The organism is Nocardiopsis synnemataformans (assembly GCF_965343085.1).
Taxonomy (GTDB): Bacteria; Actinomycetota; Actinomycetes; order Streptosporangiales; family Streptosporangiaceae; genus Nocardiopsis; species Nocardiopsis alborubida.
In genome coordinates this window covers 1-22,605 of sequence record NZ_CBDRFA010000101.1, presented here as the reverse complement: position 1 = coordinate 22,605, position 22,605 = coordinate 1, and the positions used below count along the sequence as shown (strand labels likewise).

Below are 22,605 nucleotides of genomic sequence, written 5' to 3'. Positions count from 1 at the left end.
GTGCGGCCTGTGCGCCGGGGCCTAACGTGGAAAGCGGGGGGTCCCCAGGCCGCCCGCCTCGTGCTGCCCGCGTACCGGGGCGCCCGCACACCCCGGCCGCTACCGTGGGGGCATGACCCGCATCATCGCCGGTACGGCCGGTGGACGGCGCATCTCCGTCCCCGAGGGCCGTAACACCCGCCCCACCAGCGACCGGGCCCGCGAGGCGCTGTTCTCCTCCGTCCAGTCCGACCTCGGCTCCCTCGACGGCGTCCGGGTGATGGACCTGTACGCGGGCTCGGGGGCGATCGGCCTGGAGGCCCTGTCCCGGGGCGCAGCGCACGCGCTGCTGGTGGAGGCCGACCGCAGGGCGGCACATGTGCTCAGGGGCAACATCCAAACGCTCGGGCTCCCCGGCGCGCGGCTGGTCGCCGACCGCGTGGAGCGGGTGGTCGGCGTGGACAACACCGGTGATCCCTACGACCTCGTGGTCGCCGACCCGCCCTACGCCGTCACCGACGCCGAGGTCACCGGGGTGCTGGCCGACCTGGTCGGCCGCGGCTGGCTGGCCGAGGACGCCGTGGTCGTCGTCGAACGCTCCAAGCGCGGGGCCGAACCCTCCTGGCCCGAGGGCCTGGAGCGCGACCGCAGCCGGGGGTACGGGGAGGCGGTTCTCTGGTACGCCCGCCCGTCGCCCACCACCACCCTCACCTGACGCCCGCACCACACTCGCCCCACCCCGCGCGCCTCGCGCCCACCCCGTACACCCCGAGCCCCGCCCCGGCGTGCCTCCCGGACGACGGCGGGAAGCTGGGGAGAAAACGGCCAGGGGCGGTTGCCGGTTCGGGAGGGGGAAGCCCGCTTCGGCTGTCATGGCAGGCCGTGCGCCGAAAGCGCGTACACGTCCCGACCACGGACGAAGACGACCGCTAAACGGGTGTTGCCCGAATCCTCGCGGGGGCCAAGCCCTACGATCGCGGTACCCGAACGTAGCTGCTGAAAGGGGCGATCCACCGTGCGCCGTGTCGTCTGCCCGGGTTCCTTCGACCCGGTGACCTACGGTCATATCGACATCATCGGCCGGGCGGCCAAGCAGTACGACGAGGTCGTCGCCGCCGTGCTCAACAACGTCAACAAGCGCGGCCTGTTCACGGTCCCGGAGAAGCTCGACATGCTCCGTGAGGGCACCGCCGAGTTCGACAACGTCCGGATCAGCGAGTTCGACGGCCTCCTCGTCGACTTCTGCCGGGAGAACGGCATCGAGACCATCGTCCGCAGCCTGCGCTCGGTCAGCGACTTCGACTACGAGCTCCAGATCGCCCAGATGAACTACCAGCTCTCCGGCGTGGAGACCGTGTTCATGACGGCGAACCCGCAGTACTCCTTCCTGTCCTCCAGCCTCGTGCGCGAGATCGCCCAGCACCGCGGGGACGTCTCCAGCCTGGTCACCCCCTACGTCCAGGAGCGCCTGCGCGAGAAGTACGTGCGGAGGGACTCCGAGGGCCGCTGAGCGCCTGGCTCCACCGCCTGTTTCGCCGCCCGCTCCGCCGCCGGGCCGGGGGCTGATTTGGGCGGCGGGGTACATGCTGGGTACAATCTCGGTTTGACCATGGGTACCGCCGTTTCTCGGTGTGCCCCGACACCGCTCGCGCCCGTCGCACGCGACGCCTCCCGCGCGTTCGGTACACCCGCAATCCTCGTGAAAGCCCGATGACCCTGTCTCGTCTAGACCCTCGTGACCCGTTCGTGGTCGACACCCGCCAGCTGGGCCGCCAGCCGGGGTCGATGCGGACCGTCAACCGCATCGTGACCGTCCCCGAGGCGTTCGCCACGGCGATGGCGGCCGTACCCGAGGGCAGCGAGGTCGAGCTGGACCTGCGCCTGGAGGCGGTGATGGAGGGAGTCCTCGTCACCGGCACCGTCCGCGGCCAGCTCACCGCGGAGTGCTCGCGCTGCCTGGACCCGGTCTCGGACGGCGTCGAGGCCGGATTCCAGGAGCTGTACCGGTACTCCGCCGACGAAGACGAGGTGGCGGGGACGGACGAGGACGCGGGTGACGAGGATGAGGACTACTATCTAGAGGGCGATCTCCTCGACCTCGGGCCCGTGGTCCGAGACGCCGTCGTGCTCGCGCTCCCGCTCACACCGTTGTGCGGTCCGGACTGCCCCGGCCTGTGCGCCGAGTGCGGTGCCAAACTCGCCGAGGCCGGGCCCGACCACGGCCACGGCGACAACATCGACCCGCGCTGGGAGGCGCTCCGCGAGATCGCGGACGAGCCCGGCGAACGATGAGCTCGTGAACCGATCGCGGACGGCCGCCCCCGGGCGCGCCCCCGCCGACCGGGGCACACCTTCCCCGCCACAGTGCGCGGGGTGACCGAGAGAAGCGACCTCCCGCGACCGCGCGGGGGTGACCCAGGAGGATTGAAGTGGCCGTCCCGAAGCGGAAGATGTCGCGGAGCAACACCCGGACCCGCCGTTCCCAGTGGAAGGCGTCGCGCCCGGTGCTGGTCAACTGCCCGCGCTGCCGCGACCCCAAGCAGCCCCACATCGCGTGCCCGACCTGCGGCACCTACAACAACCGCCAGGTCACCAACCCGGCCTAGGCGCGCCGTGGATCACACCGCTGGTCCTGCGCACCGCAGCCGAACGCGTCTGGCGGATGACGGGCTTCGGGTCCTCGCACCCGATTCCCCAGCCATCTCGGGGCGGACCCCGTACAAGGGTCCGCCCCGAAGTGCTGTCACCGTCCGGCCGCGGCCGGAGCGACCGTGCCCGCACACGTGCTGAGTCACGTGCCCGCGCCGCCCCGTGTGCGGCCGGTGTGACCGGTGCCCCGCGCGGATCCCGCCCCTTGTCCTCGTGCTCCCCGAGCGCCGCCGCACGCGGGTTTGTAGAGTGATGCCGAGGAACAAAGCGTGATACACGACGAACACCGGCGCGCGGGAGCGTTCGCGCGCCGCACGGCGGTCCGGGCTCTCCCGGGTTCCCGAGTTCGTGGTGGTTGCCGGGGGAGCGGAGCCTCCCGCGACGGTCACCTCGTTTTCGAGCACCCTGACGGAGCCGCGGGGTCCGCACCCGACTCCAGCCGTCCACGCGCCGCCGCCCGGCGCGTACGAACAGGGAAGTGAACGAGTGGCCAGCCAACTCCCCGTCTCCGAAGCCAAGGCGTTCCACCAGGCCATCGGGGTCGAAGTCGACCCGAAGATCCTGCTCAGGGCGCTGACCCACCGCTCCTACGCCTATGAGAAGGGTGGCCTGCCCACCAACGAGCGCCTGGAGTTCCTCGGGGACTCCGTGCTCGGCCTGGTGGTCACCGACACCCTCTTCCGCAAGCACCCCGACCTGCCCGAGGGCCAGCTCGCCAAGCTGCGCGCCGCCGTGGTCAACATGCGCGCCCTCGCCGACGTCGCCCGCGGGCTGGGCGTCGGCGCCTACATCCGGCTCGGCCGCGGTGAGGAGGGGACCGGGGGCCGCGACAAGTCCTCGATCCTCGCCGACACCCTGGAGGCCGTCATCGGCGCCGTCTACCTGGACCGCGGTCTGGACGTGGCCTCGGAGTTCGTGCACCGGCTCTTCGACCCGCTCATCGCCACCGCCTCCGGGCTGGGCGCGGGCCTGGACTGGAAGACCTCCCTCCAGGAGCTGACCGCCGCCGAGATGCTCGGCGTCCCCGAGTACCACGTGGACGAGAGCGGCCCCGACCACCAGAAGACCTTCCGCGCGACGGTCCGCGTCGCGGGGGAGAGCTACGGCCTGGGCGAGGGCCGCAGCAAGAAGGAGGCCGAGCAGCAGGCCGCCGAGTCCGCCTGGAAGGCCATCAAGGCCCGCTCCGAGGCCGCCGCCGACACGGCGGGCACGGCCGGCGCCGTCTCCGGCGACGGGCAGGGGTGAGGCGGCCGTGCCCGAACTCCCCGAGGTCGAGGTCGTCCGACGAGGCCTGGCCGAACACGCCCTGGGCCGCACCGTCGGCGCCGTCGAGGTCCTGCACCCCCGCGCGGTGCGGCGGTACCTGCCCGGCCCCGCCGACTTCGCCGCCCGCCTGTCGGGCCGCGTGCCCACCGCCGCGCGGCGCCGCGGCAAGTACCTGTGGCTCGTCCTGGACAGCGGCGAGATGCTCCTCACCCACCTGGGCATGAGCGGGCAGATGCTGGTCCAGCCCGAGGGCAAGCCCGACGAGAAGCACCTGCGGGTGCGCCTGCCCCTGTCGGACGGCACCGAACTGCGCTTCGTCGACCAGCGCACCTTCGGCCACCTGATGGTGGACGTGCCCGGGGCGCGCGAGGACGTGCCCTCGTCGGTGGACCACATCGCCCTGGACCCGCTGGACCCCGACTTCGTCGCGGAGGACTTCGTGCGGGCGCTGCGGGCCCGGCGCACCGAGGTCAAGCGGGCGCTGCTGGACCAGTCGCTGATCAGCGGCGTGGGCAACATCTACGCCGACGAGGCGCTGTGGCGGTCCCGGCTGCACTGGGCGCGCTCCACACGGGGGCTGTCCGACGCCGAGGCCGTGGAGCTGCTGGGCCACGTGGGCCAGGTGATGACCGAGGCCCTGGAGGTGGGCGGCACCACCTTCGACGGCCTGTACGTCAACGTCAACGGTGAGAGCGGCTACTTCGAGCGCGGGCTCAACGCCTACGGCCGCCGCGACCGCCCGTGCGGGCGGTGCGGCGCCCTGATCGTCCGCGAGGCGTTCATGAACCGCTCCTCCTACAGCTGCCCGACCTGTCAGAGGGCGCCGCGCGGCCGGAAGTGAAAGGGCCCTTTGGCGTGTCGGAAAGCAAAGTGTGTCTGCCAGGTAAGTAAGGAGTCCGTCCGTGGGGGACGAGGTCGAGGCCGTCCGGATGACCGCGTGGGTGCGCGGGCACGTGCAGGGCGTGGGTTTCCGCTGGTGGACGCGGTCCAAGGCGCTGGAACTGGGCCTGACCGGGGCGGCCACGAACCTCCGGGACGGCCGCGTCGAGGTGGTCGCCGAGGGCCCCAGGGAGGCGTGCGAGCGACTTCTTGGCCATCTCAGGGGCGGTGCTACACCCGGTCGTGTGGACTCCGTGGTCGAACGTTGGTCCTCGTCTGGGGGGACGTTCACCGGATTCGCCGAACGGTGAGTATGCTTGTGGGGTAACGCGATTCGAGCACACCGCGCGACCGCGGCGGTCCCCAGGGACTCGCGGCAGGGTCTCGCGGGGTGTGAGGCGACCATCGCGCGGCGTGTGTCACCGGTCCGCGCGTTCCGGCTGGACCCGGGGTAGCCGTGCTCGGATCGTGCGCTGCCACCTGCCCGGGATACCTGTCCGGGTTGTGGCCGTTACGGACTGTCGTAATCCAATCTTGACCAGCGGCGTGCACAGTGAGACTCTGGAAGACACATCGCGCAGATCTTCCACCCGGGCCGGACCACCATCGGTCGGCTTTCCACGGGACATCACGTGCGCGGATCATCACTGGTCACTCAGTGTGGAGGACCCACATCATGGCGAAGGCTCTGTTTGGCCACGTCGGCGTCTCCGACCCTCGGATGGTCTCGGAGGTGCGGCGGCTCCAGAACCGGGTACGCGACCTCGAGGACGAGATCAGCCGTCTCCAGGCACGGAACGACCAGCTCAGCATGGCCGTCACCGATGCCGCCTCCGGCGCGACCGACCGCGAGCCGGCGCTCGCCTGACCTGACGCCGTCGACGTTTCGGGCGCAGCCAGAGCTGCTCTTTCCGATGTGGTCGACCCACTGACGGGGACGCCGAACGCGCAAGCCAGGCGTCCCTGGCCGGGGCCGTCGACGGACCGGGTCGCTTTCCTCAGTCCGCTTCGCCGCAGTCTTTCCTTTCCCTTGCGGCTTTTTTTACCGTTGTACCCGGCGGACCCTGTCACAACCCTCCGTGTCCGCCGGACATCCCCCCTCTTCCCCGCCAGGGCGTGGGCCCCGAGGCCGTCCGATCGGGGACACCAGCCCGAACCCCACCCTCCGGTCACCGCTTCGTGGCACCCTTAGGTGGTCGCGCTGTGTATCAACGGTGACCGTCGTGGGAGGTGTGGGTGTATCTGAAGAATCTGACGCTGCGCGGCTTCAAGTCGTTCGCGTCGGCCACCACCCTGCGTTTCGAGCCCGGGATCACCTGTGTGGTCGGTCCCAACGGCTCGGGCAAGTCCAACGTGGTGGACGCCCTGTCCTGGGTGATGGGGGAGCAGGGGGCCAAGTCCCTGCGCGGCGGCAAGATGGAGGACGTCATCTTCGCGGGCACCTCCACCCGCCAGGCGCTGGGCCGCGCCGAGGTCAGCCTCACCATCGACAACACCGACGGTGCGCTGCCCATCGACTACACCGAGGTCACCATCCGGCGGACCATGTTCCGCAACGGCGGCTCGGAGTACGCCATCAACGGCGACACCTGCCGCCTCCTGGACATCCAGGACCTGCTCAGCGACTCCGGCATCGGCCGTGAGATGCACGTCATCGTCGGTCAGGGGCAGCTGGACACCGTCCTGCACGCCGGTCCCGAGGAGCGCCGCGCCCTCATCGAGGAGGCCGCGGGCATCCTCAAGCACCGCAAGCGCAAAGAGAAGGCGATCCGCAAGCTCAACGCGATGCAGGGCAACCTGGACCGGGTCACCGACCTCACCGCGGAGCTGCGCCGCCAGCTCAAGCCCCTGGGCCGCCAGGCCGAGCTGGCCCGCAGGGCCGCCGTCATCCAGGCCGACCTGCGCGACGCCCGCCTGCGCCTGCTCGCCGACGACATCGTCACCCTCACCGGCCAGCTGGCCAAGGAGGAGGCGGACGAGAAGGAGGTCCTCGCCCGCCGCGGGGCCGCCGAGGCCGCCCTCGCCCAGACCCAGGAGCGCGAGACCGAGCTGGAGGCGCAGGCCGCCGGGGCCGCGCCGGCCCTGGCCCGTGCCCTGGAGACCTACCACGCGCTGTCGCGCCTGACCGAGCGCCTGGACGCCGTGCGCGGCCTGGCCAACGAGCGCCACCGCAACCTGGCCTCCGTCTCCGACGAGCCCGTCCACCGCCGCGACCCCGAGGAACTGGAGATGGAGGCCGAGGAGGCCGCCGCCCAGGAGGAGGAGCTGCTCACCCGGCTGGAGGAGGCCCGCGAGGCCCTGGAGGCCACCGTCACCGAGCGCTCCGCCGCCGAGGACGCCCTGCACCGCGAGGAGAAGCGGCTGGAGGCCGCCAACCGCGCCTCCGCCGAGCGCCGCGAGAGCCTCGTGCGGCTGTCCGCGCGGGTGGAGAGCCTGCGCGGCCGACTGGCCTCGAACGGGGACGAGATCACCCGGCTGGAGGAGTCCGCCCGCCAGGCCGCCGAACGCGCGGAGCAGGCCCAGGCCGAGTACGAGATGGCCGCCGAGGAGGCGGCCGGTCTCGACGAGGGCGACGCCGAGCTCGACGCCGCCCAGGAGGAGGCGGCCCGCCGCCTGTCCGAGGCCGACGCCGGGATCAACCGGCTGCGCGACGCCGAGCGTACCGCCGAGGGCGAGCGGGCCGCGCTCGCCGCGCGCAAGGAGGCCCTGGAGCTGGGACTGGCGCACAAGGACGGCGCCGACACCCTCCTGGGCGCGGGCCTGCCGGGGATGCTCGGCAGCCTCGCCGCCCTCGTCCAGGTCGAGTCCGGCCAGGAGACCGCCGTGGCCGCGGCCTTCGGCACGGCCGCCGGAGCGGTCGCGGTCAGCGACCCCGACACCGCCGTGGCCGCGCTCGACCTGCTCCGGTCCGAGGACGCCGGCCGCGCCGGGATCGTCATCGCCCAGGCCGTCCCCGCGGTGCCCAGGGGGGAGTGGCCCGCACTGCCCTCCGGGGTCCGCTACGCCCTCGACGCCGTCGTCTCCCCAGAACACCTGGCCGGCGCGGTCACCGCCCTGCTGGACCGCACCGCGCTGGTGGCCGACGCCCACGCCGCCCGCGACCTGGTCCGCAAGCTCCCCGGCGTGCGCGCCGTCACCCCCGAGGGGGACGTGTTCTCCGCCGCCCTGGTGCACGGCGGTTCGGCCGCCGCGCCGAGCCTGCTGGAGGTCCAGGCGGCCGTGGACGAGGCGGCAGGGAGGCTGGAGACGGCCACCGAGGCCGCCGGACGGATCGCCGCCGAGCTGGAGGAGCGCAGGCACGAGCGCGCTGACCTGGCCGCCGGGGTCGAGGAGCTGACCGCGCGCCGTCGCCAGGGCGACCGCAGGCGCAACGAGTCCGCCCAGCGGCTGGGCAAGCTGGGTGGGCAGGCCCGTTCCGCCGAGGCCGAGTCCGAGCGGTACGCGGCCGCCGCCGCCAAGGCCACCGCCGCGCGCGGCGAGGAGGCCGCCAAGCTGGCCCGGATGGAGGATGAGCTGGCCGAGGCCGAGGAGGTGGCCGCCTCCATCGAGGAGGACGCGCCCGACCCCGAGACCCGCGACGAGCTCGCCGCCCAGGCCTCGCGGGCCCGCGCCACCGAGATGGAGCGCCGCCTGTCGGTGCGCACCGCCGAGGAGCGCGCCCGTTCGATCGCGGGCCGCGCCGAGCAGTTGCGCGCCCAGGCCTTCGAGGAGCGCCGCGCCATGGAGCGCGCCGCCGAGCGCCGCCGCACCCGCGCCGCGCAGGCCACCATCGCCGAGGCCGCCGCCGAGGGCGCCCGGCTGGCCCTGGAGCGGATCGCGGCGTCCCTGACCGCGGCCGAGGGCGAGCGCACCGCCGCCGAGGCGGAGAAGGAGGCGCGCGACGCCGAGCTCAGGACCGTGCGCGCCCGCGTGCGTGAGTTGTCCGTCGACCTGGAGAAGCTGACCAGCTCGGCGCACAGCGGCGAGGTGGCCCGGGCCGAGCGCCGCCTGCGCCTGGAGCAGCTGGAGGTCAGGGCGAGTGAGGAGATGGGCGTCGACGTGCCCACCCTCGTCGCCGAGTACGGGCCGAACGTGCCCGTGCCCCCTCCGGGCGACGCCGAGGAGGACGCGGTCCCGCTGCCGTACGTGCGCGAGGTGCAGGCCAAGCGGGCCAAGGCCGCCGAGCGCCAGCTCAACCAGCTGGGCAAGATCAACCCGCTCGCGCTGGAGGAGTTCGCGGCGCTGGAGGAGCGGCACGCCTTCCTCAACGCCCAGCTGGAGGACCTGAAGAAGACCCGCCGGGATCTGATGGACATCGTCCAGGAGGTCGACGCCCGGGTGCAGGAGGTGTTCTCCTCCGCCTACCTGGACGTGGAGCGGGAGTTCGCGGCGATCTTCGGGCGGCTCTTCCCCGGGGGCGAGGGGCGGCTGCTGCTCACCTCACCCGAGGACATGCTGGCCACCGGGGTGGAGGTGGAGGCCCGCCCGCCCGGCAAGAAGGTCAAGCGCCTGTCGCTGCTCTCCGGCGGTGAGCGCTCCCTGACCGCGGTGGCCTTCCTGGCCGCGATCTTCAAGGCCCGGCCGTCCCCGTTCTACGTGATGGACGAGGTCGAGGCGGCCCTGGACGACACCAACCTCCAGCGCCTGCTGGTGATCTTCGAGGAGCTGCGGTCCGCCTCGCAGCTGATCGTGATCACCCACCAGAAGCGCACCATGGAGGCGGCCGACGCGCTGTACGGCGTGACGATGCAGGGCGACGGCATCTCCCAGGTGATCAGTCAGAAGCTGGAGCGCCCCACCTGACACACGGCCGGGGCCGCCCTCCCGGAAGGGAGAACGGCCCCGTTGTGCGGTGCGGGCGCCCGCACAGGACACCGGTGACGTAGCGGGCCAGCCCGCTAGCCGCGGTCGATGGTGATGACCGGGGAGGTCCAGATCTCCCAGTGATCGGGGTTGTCCGGGTCGCCGAGCGCCTTGAGCGCACGGGCCTCCAGGCGGTACTGGCCGTCCCGGACCGGGGTGATCCGGTCGTGGCGGTCCAGGACCGTGCCGTCCCACGCGTAGCTGAAGAACGACGTCCCGGTCGCGCTGCGGTTCACGTGGTCCACCGACACGCCGACGTTGCGGTCCGGGTGTACGGGGCGCCCGGTGCGCTCGTCGACGACGGTCATCTCCAGCAGCGTGACGTGGTGGTCGAAGTGCGCGATGACGTACGGGACGTCCGGCAGGCCGTCGACCCACTCCAGGGTGTAGGCGGCGCCGTCGGGCTGGTTCTCGAACGTGCCGCCGCCCTCGCCCACGCACTCCAGGCCGGAGAACGCGCCGCATTCGGTGATCCGGGTCAGCCACGGCAGTTCGAGCACTTCACCGTTGCCGTCGGTGATCGGGGTCATCGCCTCGATCTCCTGGTAGTCGCCGTTGTAGGCGGCGTAGGGGACCCGGTAGGTCTCGCCGTCCGCCTGGGCCACGGAGACGTAGCCGCCGTAGATCATCTGCTGGAAGTCCTGGGCGGGCGGGGTGAAGGTCACCTGTACCTCGGCCGTGCCGCCCGGCGCGACGGTCACCTCGTCCCGGTCGAAGGCCACCTCGGCGGAGGCGTCGTTGTAACCGGGGGTGAAGGTGTCGCCGTGGGTGCCCAGGGCGCTCTCGTGGCCCAGGGTGTAGGTGGCCTCCTCGTCACCGTCGTTGGTGATGGTGACCGTCTTGGTCACCTCGCCCCCGGTGGCGCCCAGGGACAGCTTGCCCGGGGTCACGGCGGTGGTGGCCAGCACGGCGCCGGGCACGTCCATCATGCCCGCGCCCTGGCGGTGGACGTTGTCGGTGTGGCCCGCATCGGGGTCGCCCCACCAGGTCTTGGGGTCGGCGCTGTTCTGGAGGACGTCGCGCACCTCGTGCGCACCGAGGTCGGGTCGGGCCTCCAACAGCAGCGCGACGCCGCCCGCCACGTGCGGCGAGGACATCGAGGTGCCGCTGATGGTGGCGTAGCCGCCCTTGGCCACGGGGTAGGTGGAGTTGATCAGGCCGCCGGGCGCGCCGATGTCGGGCTTCAGGGCCAGGTCGGGGGACAGGCCGAAGGAGCTGAAGGAGCTGATCAGCCCACCGGTCGGGTTGGGGATGGTGGTGGTCTCACCGGTCCAGGACAGGGTGACGGGCTCGTCGCCCTCCAGGAGCTCCAGCAGGTGGGCTCCGGAGGTGTCGGAGATCCCGACGGAGAAGGCCCCCTGGTCGACGATGCCGCCGCCCGCGAACATGCCGGGGACGTTGTTGTACATCACCACGCCGGTGGCGCCCGCGGCCACGGCCGCGTCGTACTTCTCGGCGAAGGTGCACGCGCCGCGCACCATCAGGGCGGTCCTGCCCTCGGGGTCGGCCTCCAGTTCGTCGCCCAGGGACGGGCATCCCCGTCCGACGTGGACGAGTTCGTCGGTCTCACCCGAGGTGGGCGGCGGGGAGGCCTCGCCCATCTCCATGTAGGCCAGGGTCTCGCCGCTGGGGTTGGCGGTCGCCGACGCGGACCGGATGTGGGTGTTGTCGTAGGAGGCGACGCCGATCACGTCCTCGCCCAGTCCGGGGGCGCCCGCGGAGTACAGGCCGGTGTCGCCCTCGTTGCCGATGGAGGCGACCACGACCATGCCCTCGTCGACCAGGTTGTCGGAGGCGACCGCGGTGGGGTACTGCGGCCAGGAGTGCGCCGAGCCGATGCTCATGTTGAGCACGTCCATGTCGTCGGCCAGGGCCTGCTCCATGGCGGCGATCATGATGTCGGAGGTGGTGGAGCCCTCGCAGCCGAACACCTTGTAGGCGCCGAAGTCCACGCCGGGCGCCACACCGGTGACCTCGCCCCGGGCGCCGACGATCCCGGCCACGTGGGTGCCGTGGCCGTGGCAGTCCTGGGGGTCGTCGTCGGGGGCGGGCACGGTGGTGGGGTCGCCCGCGTTGAAGTCGTCGCCGACGAAGTCGTACCCGGTGACCACGCGGTCGTTCGGGAAGCCGCCGCCGCCCAGGTCGGGGTGGGTGTAGTCGACGCCGGTGTCCATGACGGCCACGCGCAGGCCCTCGCCCGTCAGGCCGAGTTCGTTCTGTGCGACGTCGGCCCCGGTCATCGGCAGCGCGGTGTCCAGGTCGGGGACGCTGGCGTCGCCCTCGGGGATCTCGTAGGTGACGACGGGGTAGATGGCGCTGACGCCGGGGATCTCCCGGGCCGTGCCCACCTGTGCGTCGTCCATCTCGACGGAGAAGCCGTTCCAGAGGTCGCCGAACGAGTGCCGTTCGGTGTACTCCAGGCCCGTGTCCTCGGCCTCGGCGCGGAACTCCTCGTGTTCGTTCTCGACCTGTGCCGAGGAGGTGCCTGCGGTGGTCGGGGGGCTCTCCAGTTCGATGAACCACAGGCCGTTCGCCTGGTGGGTCAGTTCGCCGTTCTCGGCGGAGGGGGCGGGGTGCAGGGGGGCGAGCTCGGAGGCGTCGTCGGCGCTGGCCGGTGTGGCCGCGACCAGGCCCGCGACGAGTGTCAACCCGGCGAGCGACGCCAGGCGCGTGCGGTGGGGTACCACCTTGTCAACACATCCCTTCTCGGTGCGCGCCTCAGGACACCGGGGGAGCGGGGGTAGCCCACTGGGTACGGCTGTGGTGCTCAGGGGGATACGCCGCTTAATGTCCGTCATCGGTTAATCGGCGCGCATAGCAACGAGATCATTGCCGTGTGCCATGAAAGTGTCAATGCTCACCAAGGATCAATCTGGACACACGGGGGCGGGAACCACCCTCTGCTTTACAGACATAATCAAAACGGGCATTCTTCTCTTTTTTCGCGAAAGCAATAAAAGATGCGAAAGAGGATGGCCTGTCCCGTGCGGCGCCCCCTCTGTCCGGCCTTCCGTGAAGGAGCGCGGCCCCGCCAGAGAAAGCGCAGGCCAGAGTAGCCGTCGGGGTGCCCGCAGTGGTGCGCGGCGGGCCGAGTACGCTGGAGGTTCAGGGCCGCCCACGGGCGGCCCGACCGGTGTCGACGGAGCGAAGTCCGGTGGCGCGGCCACAACCGGCCGTCCAACCCGGCGCTGTCCCGCAACTGTGAGGCCCCTTCGGGGGACGAGCCAGGTCGCCTCCCCGACACCGACGTCCCCGTCCTCGTGGGAAGGACAGGCCGCCTCCGTCGGGACCGCGCTCCTTCCCCCCGCCCGACAAGGAGCACCGTGCGGACCGCACGCCACCTTTCCCCCGTCCTTCTCGGAGCCGTGCTCGCCCTGACCGCCTGCGGTGCACAGGACGGCGGCGAACCCGAGGCCGCGCCCACCACCGAGGCCGCCTCCGTCCCCTGCGGCCCTTCGGAGCCCGACCCCGAGCGCCCCGCCGTGGGCGACGGCACCTTCCCCGTCACCGTCACCGACGCCACCGGAGAGGCCACCGTCGAGGAGGCGCCCGAGCGCATCGTCTCCCTGTCGGCCAGCCACACCGAGATGCTCTTCGCCATCGGCGCGGGCGACCGGGTCGAGGCCGCCGACGAGTACTCCGACTACCCGGAGGAGGCCCCCACCACCTCGCTGAGCGGCTTCGAGCCCAGCGTGGAGGCCATCACCGAGTACGACCCCGACCTGGTCCTGCTCGCCCGCAGCGCCGAGGCGACCGCCGACCAGCTGGAGGCCGTCGGCATTCCGTCGCTGGTCCTGGACGCCGCCCAGGACCTGGAGGGCACCTACGCCCAGATCCGCATGCTCGGCGACGTCACCGGCCACACCGAGGAGGCCGACGCCGAGGCCACCCGGGTCGAGAACGAGTTCAACGCGATCGTCGAGGGCGTGTGCGAGGAGACCGGCGACGCCGGGCTGTCCTTCTACCAGGAGCTCGACGAGACCTCCTACTCCGCCACCTCCGACACCTTCGTCGGCCAGATCTACGCGTCCTTCGGCCTGGTCAACATCGCCGACGCGGCCGACGCGGACGGGGCCGCGGGCGGCTACCCGCAGCTGTCCCAGGAGTACGTCGTGGAGCAGAACCCGGACCTGATCTTCCTGTCCTACGGGGACGAGTCGACGGTCGCCGACGTGGCCGGGCGCCCCGCCTTCGACACCGTCACCGCGGTGCGTGGCGACGCCGTCTACCTGCTCGACGCCGACATCGCCTCCCGCTGGGGACCGCGCGTGGTCGAGTTCGCCGAACTGGTCGGCCAGGCCGTCACCGAGAACGCGGCCGACTGACGTGCGGGGCGGTGTCGGCATCCCGCTGGGGTGGGTCGCGGGCGGGCTGGTCGCGCTGCTCGCGGCGGCCCTGCTCGGCGTCTCCGCCGGAGCGGCCTCCCTCTCCGCGGCCGACATCGCCCGGCACCTGCTCAGCCTCCTCCCGTTCGGTACGCAGTCCCCCCTCACCGAACGGGAGGCGGCCGTCCTGGTGGAGCTGCGCCTGCCGCGCGTGGTGATGGGCGCGGTCGTCGGCGCTCTCCTGGCCACCGCGGGCGGCGCCTACCAGGGCGTGTTCCGCAACCCGCTGGCCGACCCCTACCTCCTCGGCGCCGCCGCCGGAGCCGGGCTCGGCGCGACGGTGGTCATCGTCTTCGGCTCGCAGTTCAGCGACTCCCCGCGCGCCCTGGTCCCGGTCGCCGCGTTCGCGGGCGCCCTGCTCGGCGTGGCCGCCGCCTACCTGCTCGGTTCCACCGCGGGCGGGGGCGGCACCGCCGCGCTCGTCCTGGCGGGCGTGGCCGTCTCCTCGTTCCTGTCCGCCGCCCAGACCCTCGTCCAGCAGATGGGCGTGGACGAGCTCCAGCGCATCTTCGCCTGGCTGCTCGGCGGACTCGGCAGGGGCGGCTGGGACGACGTGCGGCTGATCGCCCCGTACGCGGTGGTCGGGCTGGTCGTCCTGCTGGCCAGCGGTTACCTGCTGGACATGCTCGCCCTGGGCGACGACAAGGCGGTCAGCCTGGGACTGAACCCGGCCGCCGTGCGCATCGTGGTGATCAGCGCCGCGTCCCTGGCCACCGCCGCCGCCGTGTCGGTGAGCGGCCTGATCGGCTTCGTGGGGATCGTCGTCCCGCACGTCGTGCGCCGTCTGGTGGGCTCCAACTACCGGGCGATCCTGCCGGTCACCGTGCTCCTCGGCGGCGCCTTCCTGGTCCTGGTGGACATCGTCGCCAGGACCCTCATCGCCCCCGCGGAACTGCCCATCGGCGTGGTCACCGCCTTCCTCGGCGCGCCCTTCTTCGTGCTCATCCTGCGCACCACGCGCCACCGCGGCACCTGAAACCCCGTCGCCGCCGGCGGTTCCGGGCTGCCCGGGGAGGGGAAGACCCGCCGGTACCGCCTTCGTTCCCGGCGCGCCACCCGGCCGTGACGCGAACGCGTCGCACACTCTGGAACACTGGAAGGCGCTATGGACATCACCTTGCTCGTCGCCATCATCATCGCCGTCGTGCTCCTGGCCGCCGGTGGGTTCTTCCTGGTCACGACCCGGCGCTCGGTCGAACCGGGCAAGGACGAGACCGAACCCGAACCCACCGGCGGTGCCGCCGGAGCCACCGCCGTGGAGGACCGGGAGCGGGACTCGGGGACCGTCAGCACGCCCCCCGCCCAGGCGCCCCCGCCCGTGGAGGAGGCCGTCGAGCCCGCTCCGCCGGAACTGGAGACCCCGCCGCCCTCGGCCGGGCGCATGGTCCGCCTGCGCGCGCGGCTGGCCCGCTCGCAGAACGCCTTCGGCAAGGGCCTGCTCAACCTCCTGTCCTCCGAGTCCCTGGACGAGGACGCCTGGGAGGAGATCGAGGACACCCTCATCACCGCCGACATCGGTGTGACCTCCGCCGCGCAGATCGTGGAGAACCTGCGCACCCGCGTCAAGGTCCTCGGCACCCGCGGCACGGAGGAGGTGCGGGGGCTGCTGCGCGAGGAGCTCCTCGCGCAGATCACCACCGAGGCCGACCGCGCCGTGCGCACAGGGCCGCACGACGGACGCCCGGGCGTGGTCATGGTCGTCGGGGTCAACGGCACCGGCAAGACCACCACCACCGGCAAGCTGGCCCGAGTCCTGGTCGGCGACGGCCGCAGCGTCGTGCTCGGCGCCGCCGACACCTTCCGCGCCGCCGCCACCGAGCAGCTGGAGACCTGGGGGAGCCGCGTGGGCGCCCCGGTCGTGCGCAAGGAGGAGGGCGCCGACCCCGCCAGCGTGGCCTTCGACGCCGTGGCGCGGGGCGTCGAGGAGGGCGCCGACACCGTCATCATCGACACCGCCGGGCGCCTGCACACCAAGACCGGCCTCATGGACGAGCTGGGCAAGGTCAAGCGGGTCGTGGAGAAGAAGTCCCAGGTGGACGAGGTCCTGCTCGTCCTGGACGCGACCACCGGGCAGAACGGCCTGCGCCAGGCCCGGGTGTTCGGCGAGGTCGTCAACGTCACCGGCATCGCCCTGACCAAGCTCGACGGCACCGCCAAGGGCGGCATCATCGTGCAGGTCCAGCGCGAGCTGGGCGTGCCGGTCAAGCTCGTCGGGCTCGGCGAGGGCCCCGACGACCTGGCCCCCTTCGACCCCGAGGTGTTCGTGGACGCGATCCTGTCCGTGGAGTGACGGGGAGAGGGACCCGACGACGCACGGCCGGACATCCGCACGGGTGTCCGGCCGTGTCGTGTCCGGGGCGGGCCCGCCGACGAGCGTCACCGTCCTCGCCCTCGTCCGGCCTTCTCGTGTCCGGAGGCGGGAACACGGGTGTGATCCGCGACACGTGGCGGAAACCCCGGCGCAACACCGGGGCGACAGTTCTGACCGCGCCCGCGCGAACCCCGTGAGATGTCACTCCGCGTGCCCGGTACGCCGCGCTCCGGTGGTGTGACGGGGGTCGCTCCGTGCCGGTGCACGTGCGTTCGCGCGGACTGGGGCTTCGGTTCATGGCGCCTTAACACTGCCGTCTGTCCTTTTACCCGCGCGCAACACACCGGGTCCTGGAGAGAAACACCCCGGTCCGAAAGTTGCCTGCGTGGTGTTCTGCATCGGGCCCGATGATGCGCTCGCTGACCGCCGCCCTCACAGACACAATCCCCCGTCCGTCCTATGGAGGCGACGCAATGATTGACTCCGGCAACACGGCGTGGCTGCTGATCAGCGCAGCCCTCGTGATGCTCATGACCCCGGGCCTGGCCTTCTTCTACGGAGGTATGTCACGGGCCAAGAGCGTCCTCAACATGATGCTGATGAGCTTCGCGAGCATCGCGGTCGTGAGCGTGCTCTGGGTCGTCATCGGCCACTCGCTCACCTACTCCGACGGGCCCGGGGCGCTCGACGCCTTCATCGGCGGCCTCGACTACGTCGGCCTGTCCAACCTGATCGGTGAGATCGAGCCCGCGGCGGAGGACGGCACCGGCGGCTACCCGCTGCTGGTCGACGCCGGGTTCCAGATGATGTTCGCGGTCATCACCGTGGCCCTCATCAGCGGCGCCATCGCCGACCGCGCCAAGTTCGGCGCCTGGCTGCTGTTCGTCCCGGTCTGGGCGCTCCTGGTCTACTTCCCCGTCGCCCACTGGGTCTGGGGCGAGGGCTGGATCGAGCAGCTGGAGATCGGCGGCTACGCGGTCATCGACTTCGCGGGCGGTACCGCGGTGCACATCAACGCCGGTGCCGCCGCGCTGGCCCTGACCTTCGTCCTGGGCCGCCGCAAGGGCTTCGGCTCCGAGTCGATGCGGCCCCACAACCTGCCGTTCGTCCTGCTGGGCACCGCGCTGCTGTGGTTCGGCTGGTTCGGCTTCAACGCGGGCTCGGCCTACGCCGCCGACGGCACCGCCGCCCTGGCCCTGGTCAACACCCAGGTCGCCACCGCCGCCGCCACCGGAGCCTGGATGCTCGTCGAGCGCTTCCGCTACGGCAAGGTCAGCGCCCTGGGCTTCGCCTCCGGCGCCGTCGCGGGCCTGGTCGCCATCACCCCCGCCGCCGCCAACGTCACGCCGCTCGGCGCGATCGCCGTCGGCCTGCTCTCCGGTGCGGTCTGCGCCTACGCCATCAGCTGGAAGTTCAAGTTCAAGTACGACGACGCGCTCGACGTGGTGGGCATCCACATGGTCGGCGGCATCGTCGGCTCCCTGGCCCTCGGCCTCGTCGCCGCGGGTGTGGCGGGCGGCTCCGACGGCCTGCTCTACGGTGGCGGCATCGGCCTGCTGGCCGTCCAGGCCATCGCCGTCATCGGCGTCATGCTCTACTCCTTCGCCGTCACCTGGGTCATCGCCAAGGTCATCCACCTCGTCATCGGGTTCCGCATCCCCGAGGAGGTCGAGACCAACGGGCTGGACCACGAGCTGCACGCCGAGTCCGCCTACGCCTTCGACGAACTCGACGAGCTCGAGGACGCGACACAAGCGGTCTCCCTGCCGACGCCTCCGGGCGGGGAGACGACCTCGCCGAAGGCCAAGGCCTAGACCTCAGCGTCGAGGCCGCGGGCCTTGCGCCACTGACCCGGCGAGGTGTCCAGGGGCTGACGGAGAGAGATCTCCGTCAGCCCCGTTCGTGTGCTCAGCCACTTTTCATGGCGTATATGGGCATTTCTGGCACCGTATTGGCTATGGCCTGTGTATCCGTTCGGTACCCTCTGAGCGGTACGGCGGTAGAGCCGGGCGCGCGGCGCCCGACCGACGGCTCCGCCACGCGGGCGGCCCCGCCACGCGGGCGGCCCCGTTCCCGGCTCCCCCGAAAAGGGGCACGCGGCACAACCGGGAGCCGCGCATTCGCATCCCACACCAGGAACGGGTCGGGGACCGGCGCGTCCACCCCGCCGTCCACCCGGAAACCATGCTGATTCGTACAGTGCCCCACATGTCGGGGTCAGGAGGCAAGATGGCGCCGGTTAGTCACATCACGGGTCGCAGAGGCGGGCGCGCCGCGCTCGCCGCCGCGGGCGCGGTCGTCGCCCTCGGCTTGTCCGGCTGCTCCATCGACCTCAGCCACCTGCGCCCCGGGGGCGGCGGTGAGGAGGAGCCCAGCCCGACCGCCGCCGAGCCGGTCGCCGCGGCACCGCTGATGGAGGAGGCCCTGACCGACCTGGCCGCCTACCCGGCGCTCACCGCCACCGGCCAGGTGGCCGAGAGCGTCGGCTCCGCCGACGTGCGCGACGCCTCGCTGACCGTCGCCGACAGCGGTACGGCCAGCGGCACCATCCGCGCCAACGGCATCGAGGCCGAGCTGCTCAGCGCGGACGGCAGGATGTTCCTGCGCGCCGCGGAGGACTTCTGGCTCGACCAGGGCGTCTTCAGCCCCGACTTCGACGACTTCGACGGGAACTGGGTGCGCGCCTCCTCGGCCCAGGCCGGTCTCAACCCGAGCGCCTCCCTGGCCCCGCCGGAGCTCTCCGCCATCCTGGGCGGCATCGAGCTGGAGTCGGAGGAGGCCGTCGAGGAGAACCTGGACGGCACGCTCACCTACCGGATCGACCTGGCGGGCGAGCGCAACCAGGTCTGGATCAACGCCGAGACCAGCCAGATCCAGCGCATCGCCATCGAGGAACTCGTTCCCGGGGAGGCCGAGACCGGCCCCCAGGTCCGCCTGGACCTGGCCGAGGCCGAGACCGCCGCCGTCGAGGAGCTCTACGACGGCGTCACCGCCGCCACCGAGGAGGAGCTGACCTCCTCCCGAGACGCCCGCATCGAGGTCGGCTGGGAGGGCAGCCCCTCCATGACGTGTGAGGACGGCCCCAACTGCACCTGGACCGGGACCGTGCGCGACGCGGGCGGCGACGGCAGCGGCGAGGTGGCCGTGCGCATGGACGTCACGTTCAGCAACGCCGACATCGGTGAGCAGAACTGCGAGGACAGCGGCACCCTGGAGGCGGCCGGCACGCTGGAGCTCTCGTGCAGCGCCGACTACAACATCGTCAGCTCCGTCCAGCAGACCTACCCGATCGACGGTGAGGCCCAGCTGTCCACGCGCGGCCTGACCGGCGGCCAGCAGGAGGAGATGCTGACGGCCCTCGCCGAGCAGCGCGAGGCCACCCTGTCGGGCGGGGCCTCCCCCTCCGCGGAGGCGTCCGAGACGGCCGAGGACGAGGGTAACTAGAGGTACTCGTGGGTCGCGGTCCACGAGCGCACGGCGGCGGAGGGCGGGGACGGCGTCCCCGCCCTCCGCCGTGTCCGGGTCCGTCCGCCGAGCGATACTGCAAGGTGATCCCAGGCCGGTAGGCTGGGAGACCAACTCCGAGACGAAGGACTGGCCACACTCGTGTTCGAGACGCTTTCCGACCGGCTGACATCGGTCTTCTCCTCGCTGCGCGGTAAAGGGCGGCTGTCCGAGGAGGACATCAACGCGACCGCGCGGGAGATCCGTCTCGCGCTGCTGGAGGCGGACGTCGCGCTGCCGGTGGTCCGCGAGTTCATCGCGCGGATCAAGGAGCGCGCCCGGGGCGAGGAGGTCTCCAAGGCCCTCAACCCGGCCCAGCAGGTCATCAAGATCGTGAACGAGGAACTCGTCGGGATCCTCGGCGGCGAGACCCGGCAGGTCCGCTTCGCCAAGAACCCGCCGACCGTGATCATGCTCGCGGGCCTCCAGGGCGCCGGTAAGACCACCCTGGCGGGCAAGCTCGCCCGGTGGCTGGCGGCCGACCGCAACACGCCGCTGCTGGTCGCCGCCGACCTCCAGCGCCCCAACGCCGTCACGCAGCTCCAGGTGGTCGGTGAGCGCGCCGGGACCCCCGTGTTCGCGCCCGAGCCCGGCAACGGCGTCGGCGACCCCGTCCAGGTCGCCCGCGAGTCCGTCGAGCACGCCCGCCGCAACAACCACAACGTGGTGATCATCGACACCGCGGGCCGTCTCGGCGTGGACAGCGAGATGATGCAGCAGGCCGCGGACATCCGCGACGCGGTCAGCCCGGACGAGATCCTCTTCGTCGTCGACGCGATGATCGGCCAGGACGCGGTCAACACCGCGCAGGCCTTCCTCGACGGGGTCGGCTACGACGCGGTCGCGCTCACCAAGCTCGACGGCGACGCGCGCGGCGGCGCGGCCCTGTCCATCCGCCACATCACCGGCCGTCCCATCATGTTCGCGTCCACCGGCGAGAAGCTGGAGGACTTCGACCTCTTCCACCCGGACCGGATGGCCTCGCGCATCCTGGACATGGGTGACGTCCTCACGCTCATCGAACAGGCGCAGCGCACGTTCGACGAGGCCGAGGTCGAGAAGATGGCCTCGACCATGGCGTCGGACGAGGACTTCACGCTCGACGACTTCCTCCAGCAGATGCAGATGGTCCGCAAGCTCGGCCCGATCGGCAACCTGCTCGGCATGATGCCCGGCATGGGCCAGATGCGCGAGCAGATCGACAGCATCGACGACAAGGACCTGGACCGCATCCAGGCCGTCATCCAGTCGATGACCCCGGGCGAGCGCGCCAACCCGAAGATGATCAACGGGTCGCGCCGCCTGCGCATCGCCAACGGTTCGGGCACCCAGGTCAGCGATGTCAACGGCCTGGTCACCCGCTTCTTCGAGGCGCAGAAGATGATGCGCAAGATGAAGGGCGGCGGAATGCCGGGTATGCCCGGTATGCCGGGCATGGGCGGCGGTGCCAACCGCAAGAAGGCCAAGGCCCAGGCCAAGAAGACCAAGAAGGGCAAGCAGCGCAGCGGTAACCCGATGAAGGCCCGCCAGCAGGAGGCCGAGCGCGCGGCCGAGCGCCAGCGCCGCCAGGAGGAGGGCGGCCAGCAGCCGCCGCAGCTGCCCCCGGGCCTGGGCGGCGGCGGTCAGCCCACGCTCCCGCCCGGCTTCGGCGGCCCCAACATGCCCGACCTGTCGAACTTCAAGCTGCCCAAGCAGTAGGCGCGGCCGGTACCGGCCCGCGCGCCCGTCGTCCGACGGGCGGAGCGCTACCATGCGTGTGGCGCAGCCAGCCGCCCCGCACCGCGGACGCGGCCGGGCCGACGGCCCGAACCGCGTGCCCGTCTCCTTCGAGGCGGGCAGCTGGCACCGCCCGGGAGACCGGGCGGGGCGGACCGTCCACGTTCCGGGGACGGGCCGCCTCCGCGTTCACCCCTCATCCGCGCGGCCGTGTTCCGGTGTCGTGTCCGGGGAACACGTCCGCGTCTGGCACAATGAGTAGTCGACTAACGGTGTCGGGCCAGCCCTCTAACTAGCCCGTCACCCACGTCTGTCCCGTCGGGTGCCGCAACCCCACGTGGTTTCGCCGCCGGGCGCCTTACACCGTTAATCGGGAGAAGACCACTCCAGTGGCTGTCAAACTGAAGCTCAAGCGTATGGGCAAGATCCGTACGCCCCAGTACCGCATCATCGTCGCCGACGCCCGCACCAAGCGGGACGGCAAGGCGATCGAGGAGATCGGCAAGTACCACCCCAAGGAGCACCCGAGCCTCATCGAGGTCGACTCCGAGCGGGCCCAGTACTGGCTGTCCGTGGGCGCCCAGCCCTCCGACGCGGTCAAGGTCCTCCTGCGCAAGACCGGTGACTGGCAGAAGTTCAAGGGCCTGCCCGCCCCGGCTCCGCTCCAGGTCGCCGAGGCCAAGGACCCCGAGGCCAAGGAAGCGGCCTTCCAGGCCGCGCTGAAGGAGCTCGTGCTCCCCGGTGCCGAGGGCAAGGGCAAGGGCCGCAAGTCCGAGAAGAAGGCGGAGAAGGCGGACAAGCCCGCCGAGACCGCTGAGACCACCGAGACTGAGAAGTCCGAGGGCGAGGCCTGACGTGCTGGAAGAGGCGCTTGAGCACCTCGTGAAGGGGATCGTTGCGAACTCCGACGACGTCCAGGTGAGAGCCAAGCGGCTCCGCAAGGGCAAAGTCCTGGAGGTCCGGGTCCATCCCGACGACCTCGGCAAGGTGATCGGCCGCAACGGCCGCACCGCCAAGTCCCTGCGGACCGTCATCGGCGCCCTGGCCGGGGGCCGTTACGTCCGCGTGGACCTG

The 22,605-nt window shown here is 71.8% G+C and carries 18 protein-coding genes; 17 read left to right on the top strand and 1 reads right to left on the bottom strand.

Annotated elements, in window-relative coordinates; genetic code table 11:
• The first annotated feature begins 112 nt into the window (after nucleotides 1-112).
• The 9 genes from rsmD to smc all read left to right on the top strand — a co-directional run bounded on the left by rsmD (nucleotide 113) and on the right by smc (nucleotide 9,555).
• On the top strand, nucleotides 113-694 hold the full coding sequence (gene rsmD, locus ACSIH6_RS35855; protein ID WP_435112765.1) for a 16S rRNA (guanine(966)-N(2))-methyltransferase RsmD: 582 nt from the start codon (nucleotides 113-115) through the stop codon (nucleotides 692-694).
• Nucleotides 695-994: 300 nt separating this feature from the next.
• Nucleotides 995-1,489, top strand: coding sequence for a pantetheine-phosphate adenylyltransferase (gene coaD / locus ACSIH6_RS35850; RefSeq protein ID WP_435112764.1), 495 nt, complete (start codon nucleotides 995-997; stop codon nucleotides 1,487-1,489).
• 200 nt (nucleotides 1,490-1,689) lie between these two features.
• Entirely contained in the window at nucleotides 1,690-2,271 is a 582-nt protein-coding gene (locus ACSIH6_RS35845; RefSeq protein ID WP_435112763.1) for a YceD family protein, read from the top strand.
• 137 nt (nucleotides 2,272-2,408) lie between these two features.
• Nucleotides 2,409-2,585, top strand: a complete 177-nt coding sequence (rpmF, locus tag ACSIH6_RS35840; protein WP_013151268.1) for a 50S ribosomal protein L32 — start codon at nucleotides 2,409-2,411, stop codon at nucleotides 2,583-2,585.
• Nucleotides 2,586-3,114: 529 nt separating this feature from the next.
• Nucleotides 3,115-3,873, top strand: a complete 759-nt coding sequence (rnc, locus tag ACSIH6_RS35835; RefSeq protein WP_150252832.1) for a ribonuclease III — start codon at nucleotides 3,115-3,117, stop codon at nucleotides 3,871-3,873.
• Nucleotides 3,874-3,880: 7 nt separating this feature from the next.
• The gene (gene mutM, locus ACSIH6_RS35830) at nucleotides 3,881-4,735 is read left to right on the top strand and encodes a bifunctional DNA-formamidopyrimidine glycosylase/DNA-(apurinic or apyrimidinic site) lyase (protein WP_435112762.1); all 855 of its coding nucleotides are present in this window, start codon (nucleotides 3,881-3,883) and stop codon (nucleotides 4,733-4,735) included.
• Between the two features lie 88 nt (nucleotides 4,736-4,823).
• Nucleotides 4,824-5,084 (top strand): acylphosphatase, encoded by a 261-nt coding sequence (locus ACSIH6_RS35825; RefSeq protein ID WP_435112770.1) that lies wholly within the window; start codon nucleotides 4,824-4,826, stop codon nucleotides 5,082-5,084.
• Between the two features lie 365 nt (nucleotides 5,085-5,449).
• Entirely contained in the window at nucleotides 5,450-5,641 is a 192-nt protein-coding gene (locus tag ACSIH6_RS35820; protein WP_061078192.1) for a hypothetical protein, read from the top strand.
• A 368-nt stretch (nucleotides 5,642-6,009) separates the two neighbouring features.
• Nucleotides 6,010-9,555, top strand: a complete 3,546-nt coding sequence (gene smc / locus ACSIH6_RS35815) for a chromosome segregation protein SMC (RefSeq protein ID WP_435112761.1) — start codon at nucleotides 6,010-6,012, stop codon at nucleotides 9,553-9,555.
• A 95-nt stretch (nucleotides 9,556-9,650) separates the two neighbouring features.
• On the opposite strand, the gene ACSIH6_RS35810 is transcribed toward smc, so the two are convergent.
• Nucleotides 9,651-12,302 carry a S8 family serine peptidase gene (locus tag ACSIH6_RS35810; RefSeq protein ID WP_435112760.1) on the bottom strand — a complete coding sequence of 884 codons (2,652 nt, stop codon included), beginning with the start codon at nucleotides 12,300-12,302 and terminating at the stop codon, nucleotides 9,651-9,653.
• A 636-nt stretch (nucleotides 12,303-12,938) separates the two neighbouring features.
• On the opposite strand from ACSIH6_RS35810, the gene ACSIH6_RS35805 reads away from it, so the two are divergent.
• From ACSIH6_RS35805 to ACSIH6_RS35770, 8 genes are all read left to right on the top strand, one after another.
• Nucleotides 12,939-13,940, top strand: coding sequence for an ABC transporter substrate-binding protein (locus ACSIH6_RS35805; RefSeq protein WP_435112759.1), 1,002 nt, complete (start codon nucleotides 12,939-12,941; stop codon nucleotides 13,938-13,940).
• Nucleotide 13,941: 1 nt separating this feature from the next.
• Nucleotides 13,942-14,976, top strand: a complete 1,035-nt coding sequence (locus ACSIH6_RS35800) for a FecCD family ABC transporter permease (protein WP_435112758.1) — start codon at nucleotides 13,942-13,944, stop codon at nucleotides 14,974-14,976.
• Between the two features lie 129 nt (nucleotides 14,977-15,105).
• On the top strand, nucleotides 15,106-16,290 hold the full coding sequence (gene ftsY / locus ACSIH6_RS35795) for a signal recognition particle-docking protein FtsY (protein WP_435112757.1): 1,185 nt from the start codon (nucleotides 15,106-15,108) through the stop codon (nucleotides 16,288-16,290).
• A 494-nt stretch (nucleotides 16,291-16,784) separates the two neighbouring features.
• Nucleotides 16,785-18,125 (top strand): ammonium transporter, encoded by a 1,341-nt coding sequence (locus ACSIH6_RS35790; protein WP_435112756.1) that lies wholly within the window; start codon nucleotides 16,785-16,787, stop codon nucleotides 18,123-18,125.
• 415 nt (nucleotides 18,126-18,540) lie between these two features.
• On the top strand, nucleotides 18,541-19,755 hold the full coding sequence (locus ACSIH6_RS35785) for a hypothetical protein (RefSeq protein ID WP_435112755.1): 1,215 nt from the start codon (nucleotides 18,541-18,543) through the stop codon (nucleotides 19,753-19,755).
• A 162-nt stretch (nucleotides 19,756-19,917) separates the two neighbouring features.
• Nucleotides 19,918-21,513, top strand: a complete 1,596-nt coding sequence (gene ffh / locus ACSIH6_RS35780; protein ID WP_435112754.1) for a signal recognition particle protein — start codon at nucleotides 19,918-19,920, stop codon at nucleotides 21,511-21,513.
• Between the two features lie 407 nt (nucleotides 21,514-21,920).
• The gene (gene rpsP / locus ACSIH6_RS35775; protein ID WP_150252843.1) at nucleotides 21,921-22,385 is read left to right on the top strand and encodes a 30S ribosomal protein S16; all 465 of its coding nucleotides are present in this window, start codon (nucleotides 21,921-21,923) and stop codon (nucleotides 22,383-22,385) included.
• 1 nt (nucleotide 22,386) lies between these two features.
• Nucleotides 22,387-22,605 (top strand): RNA-binding protein (locus ACSIH6_RS35770; protein WP_435112753.1); only part of this gene is annotated, 219 nt, incomplete at its 3' end.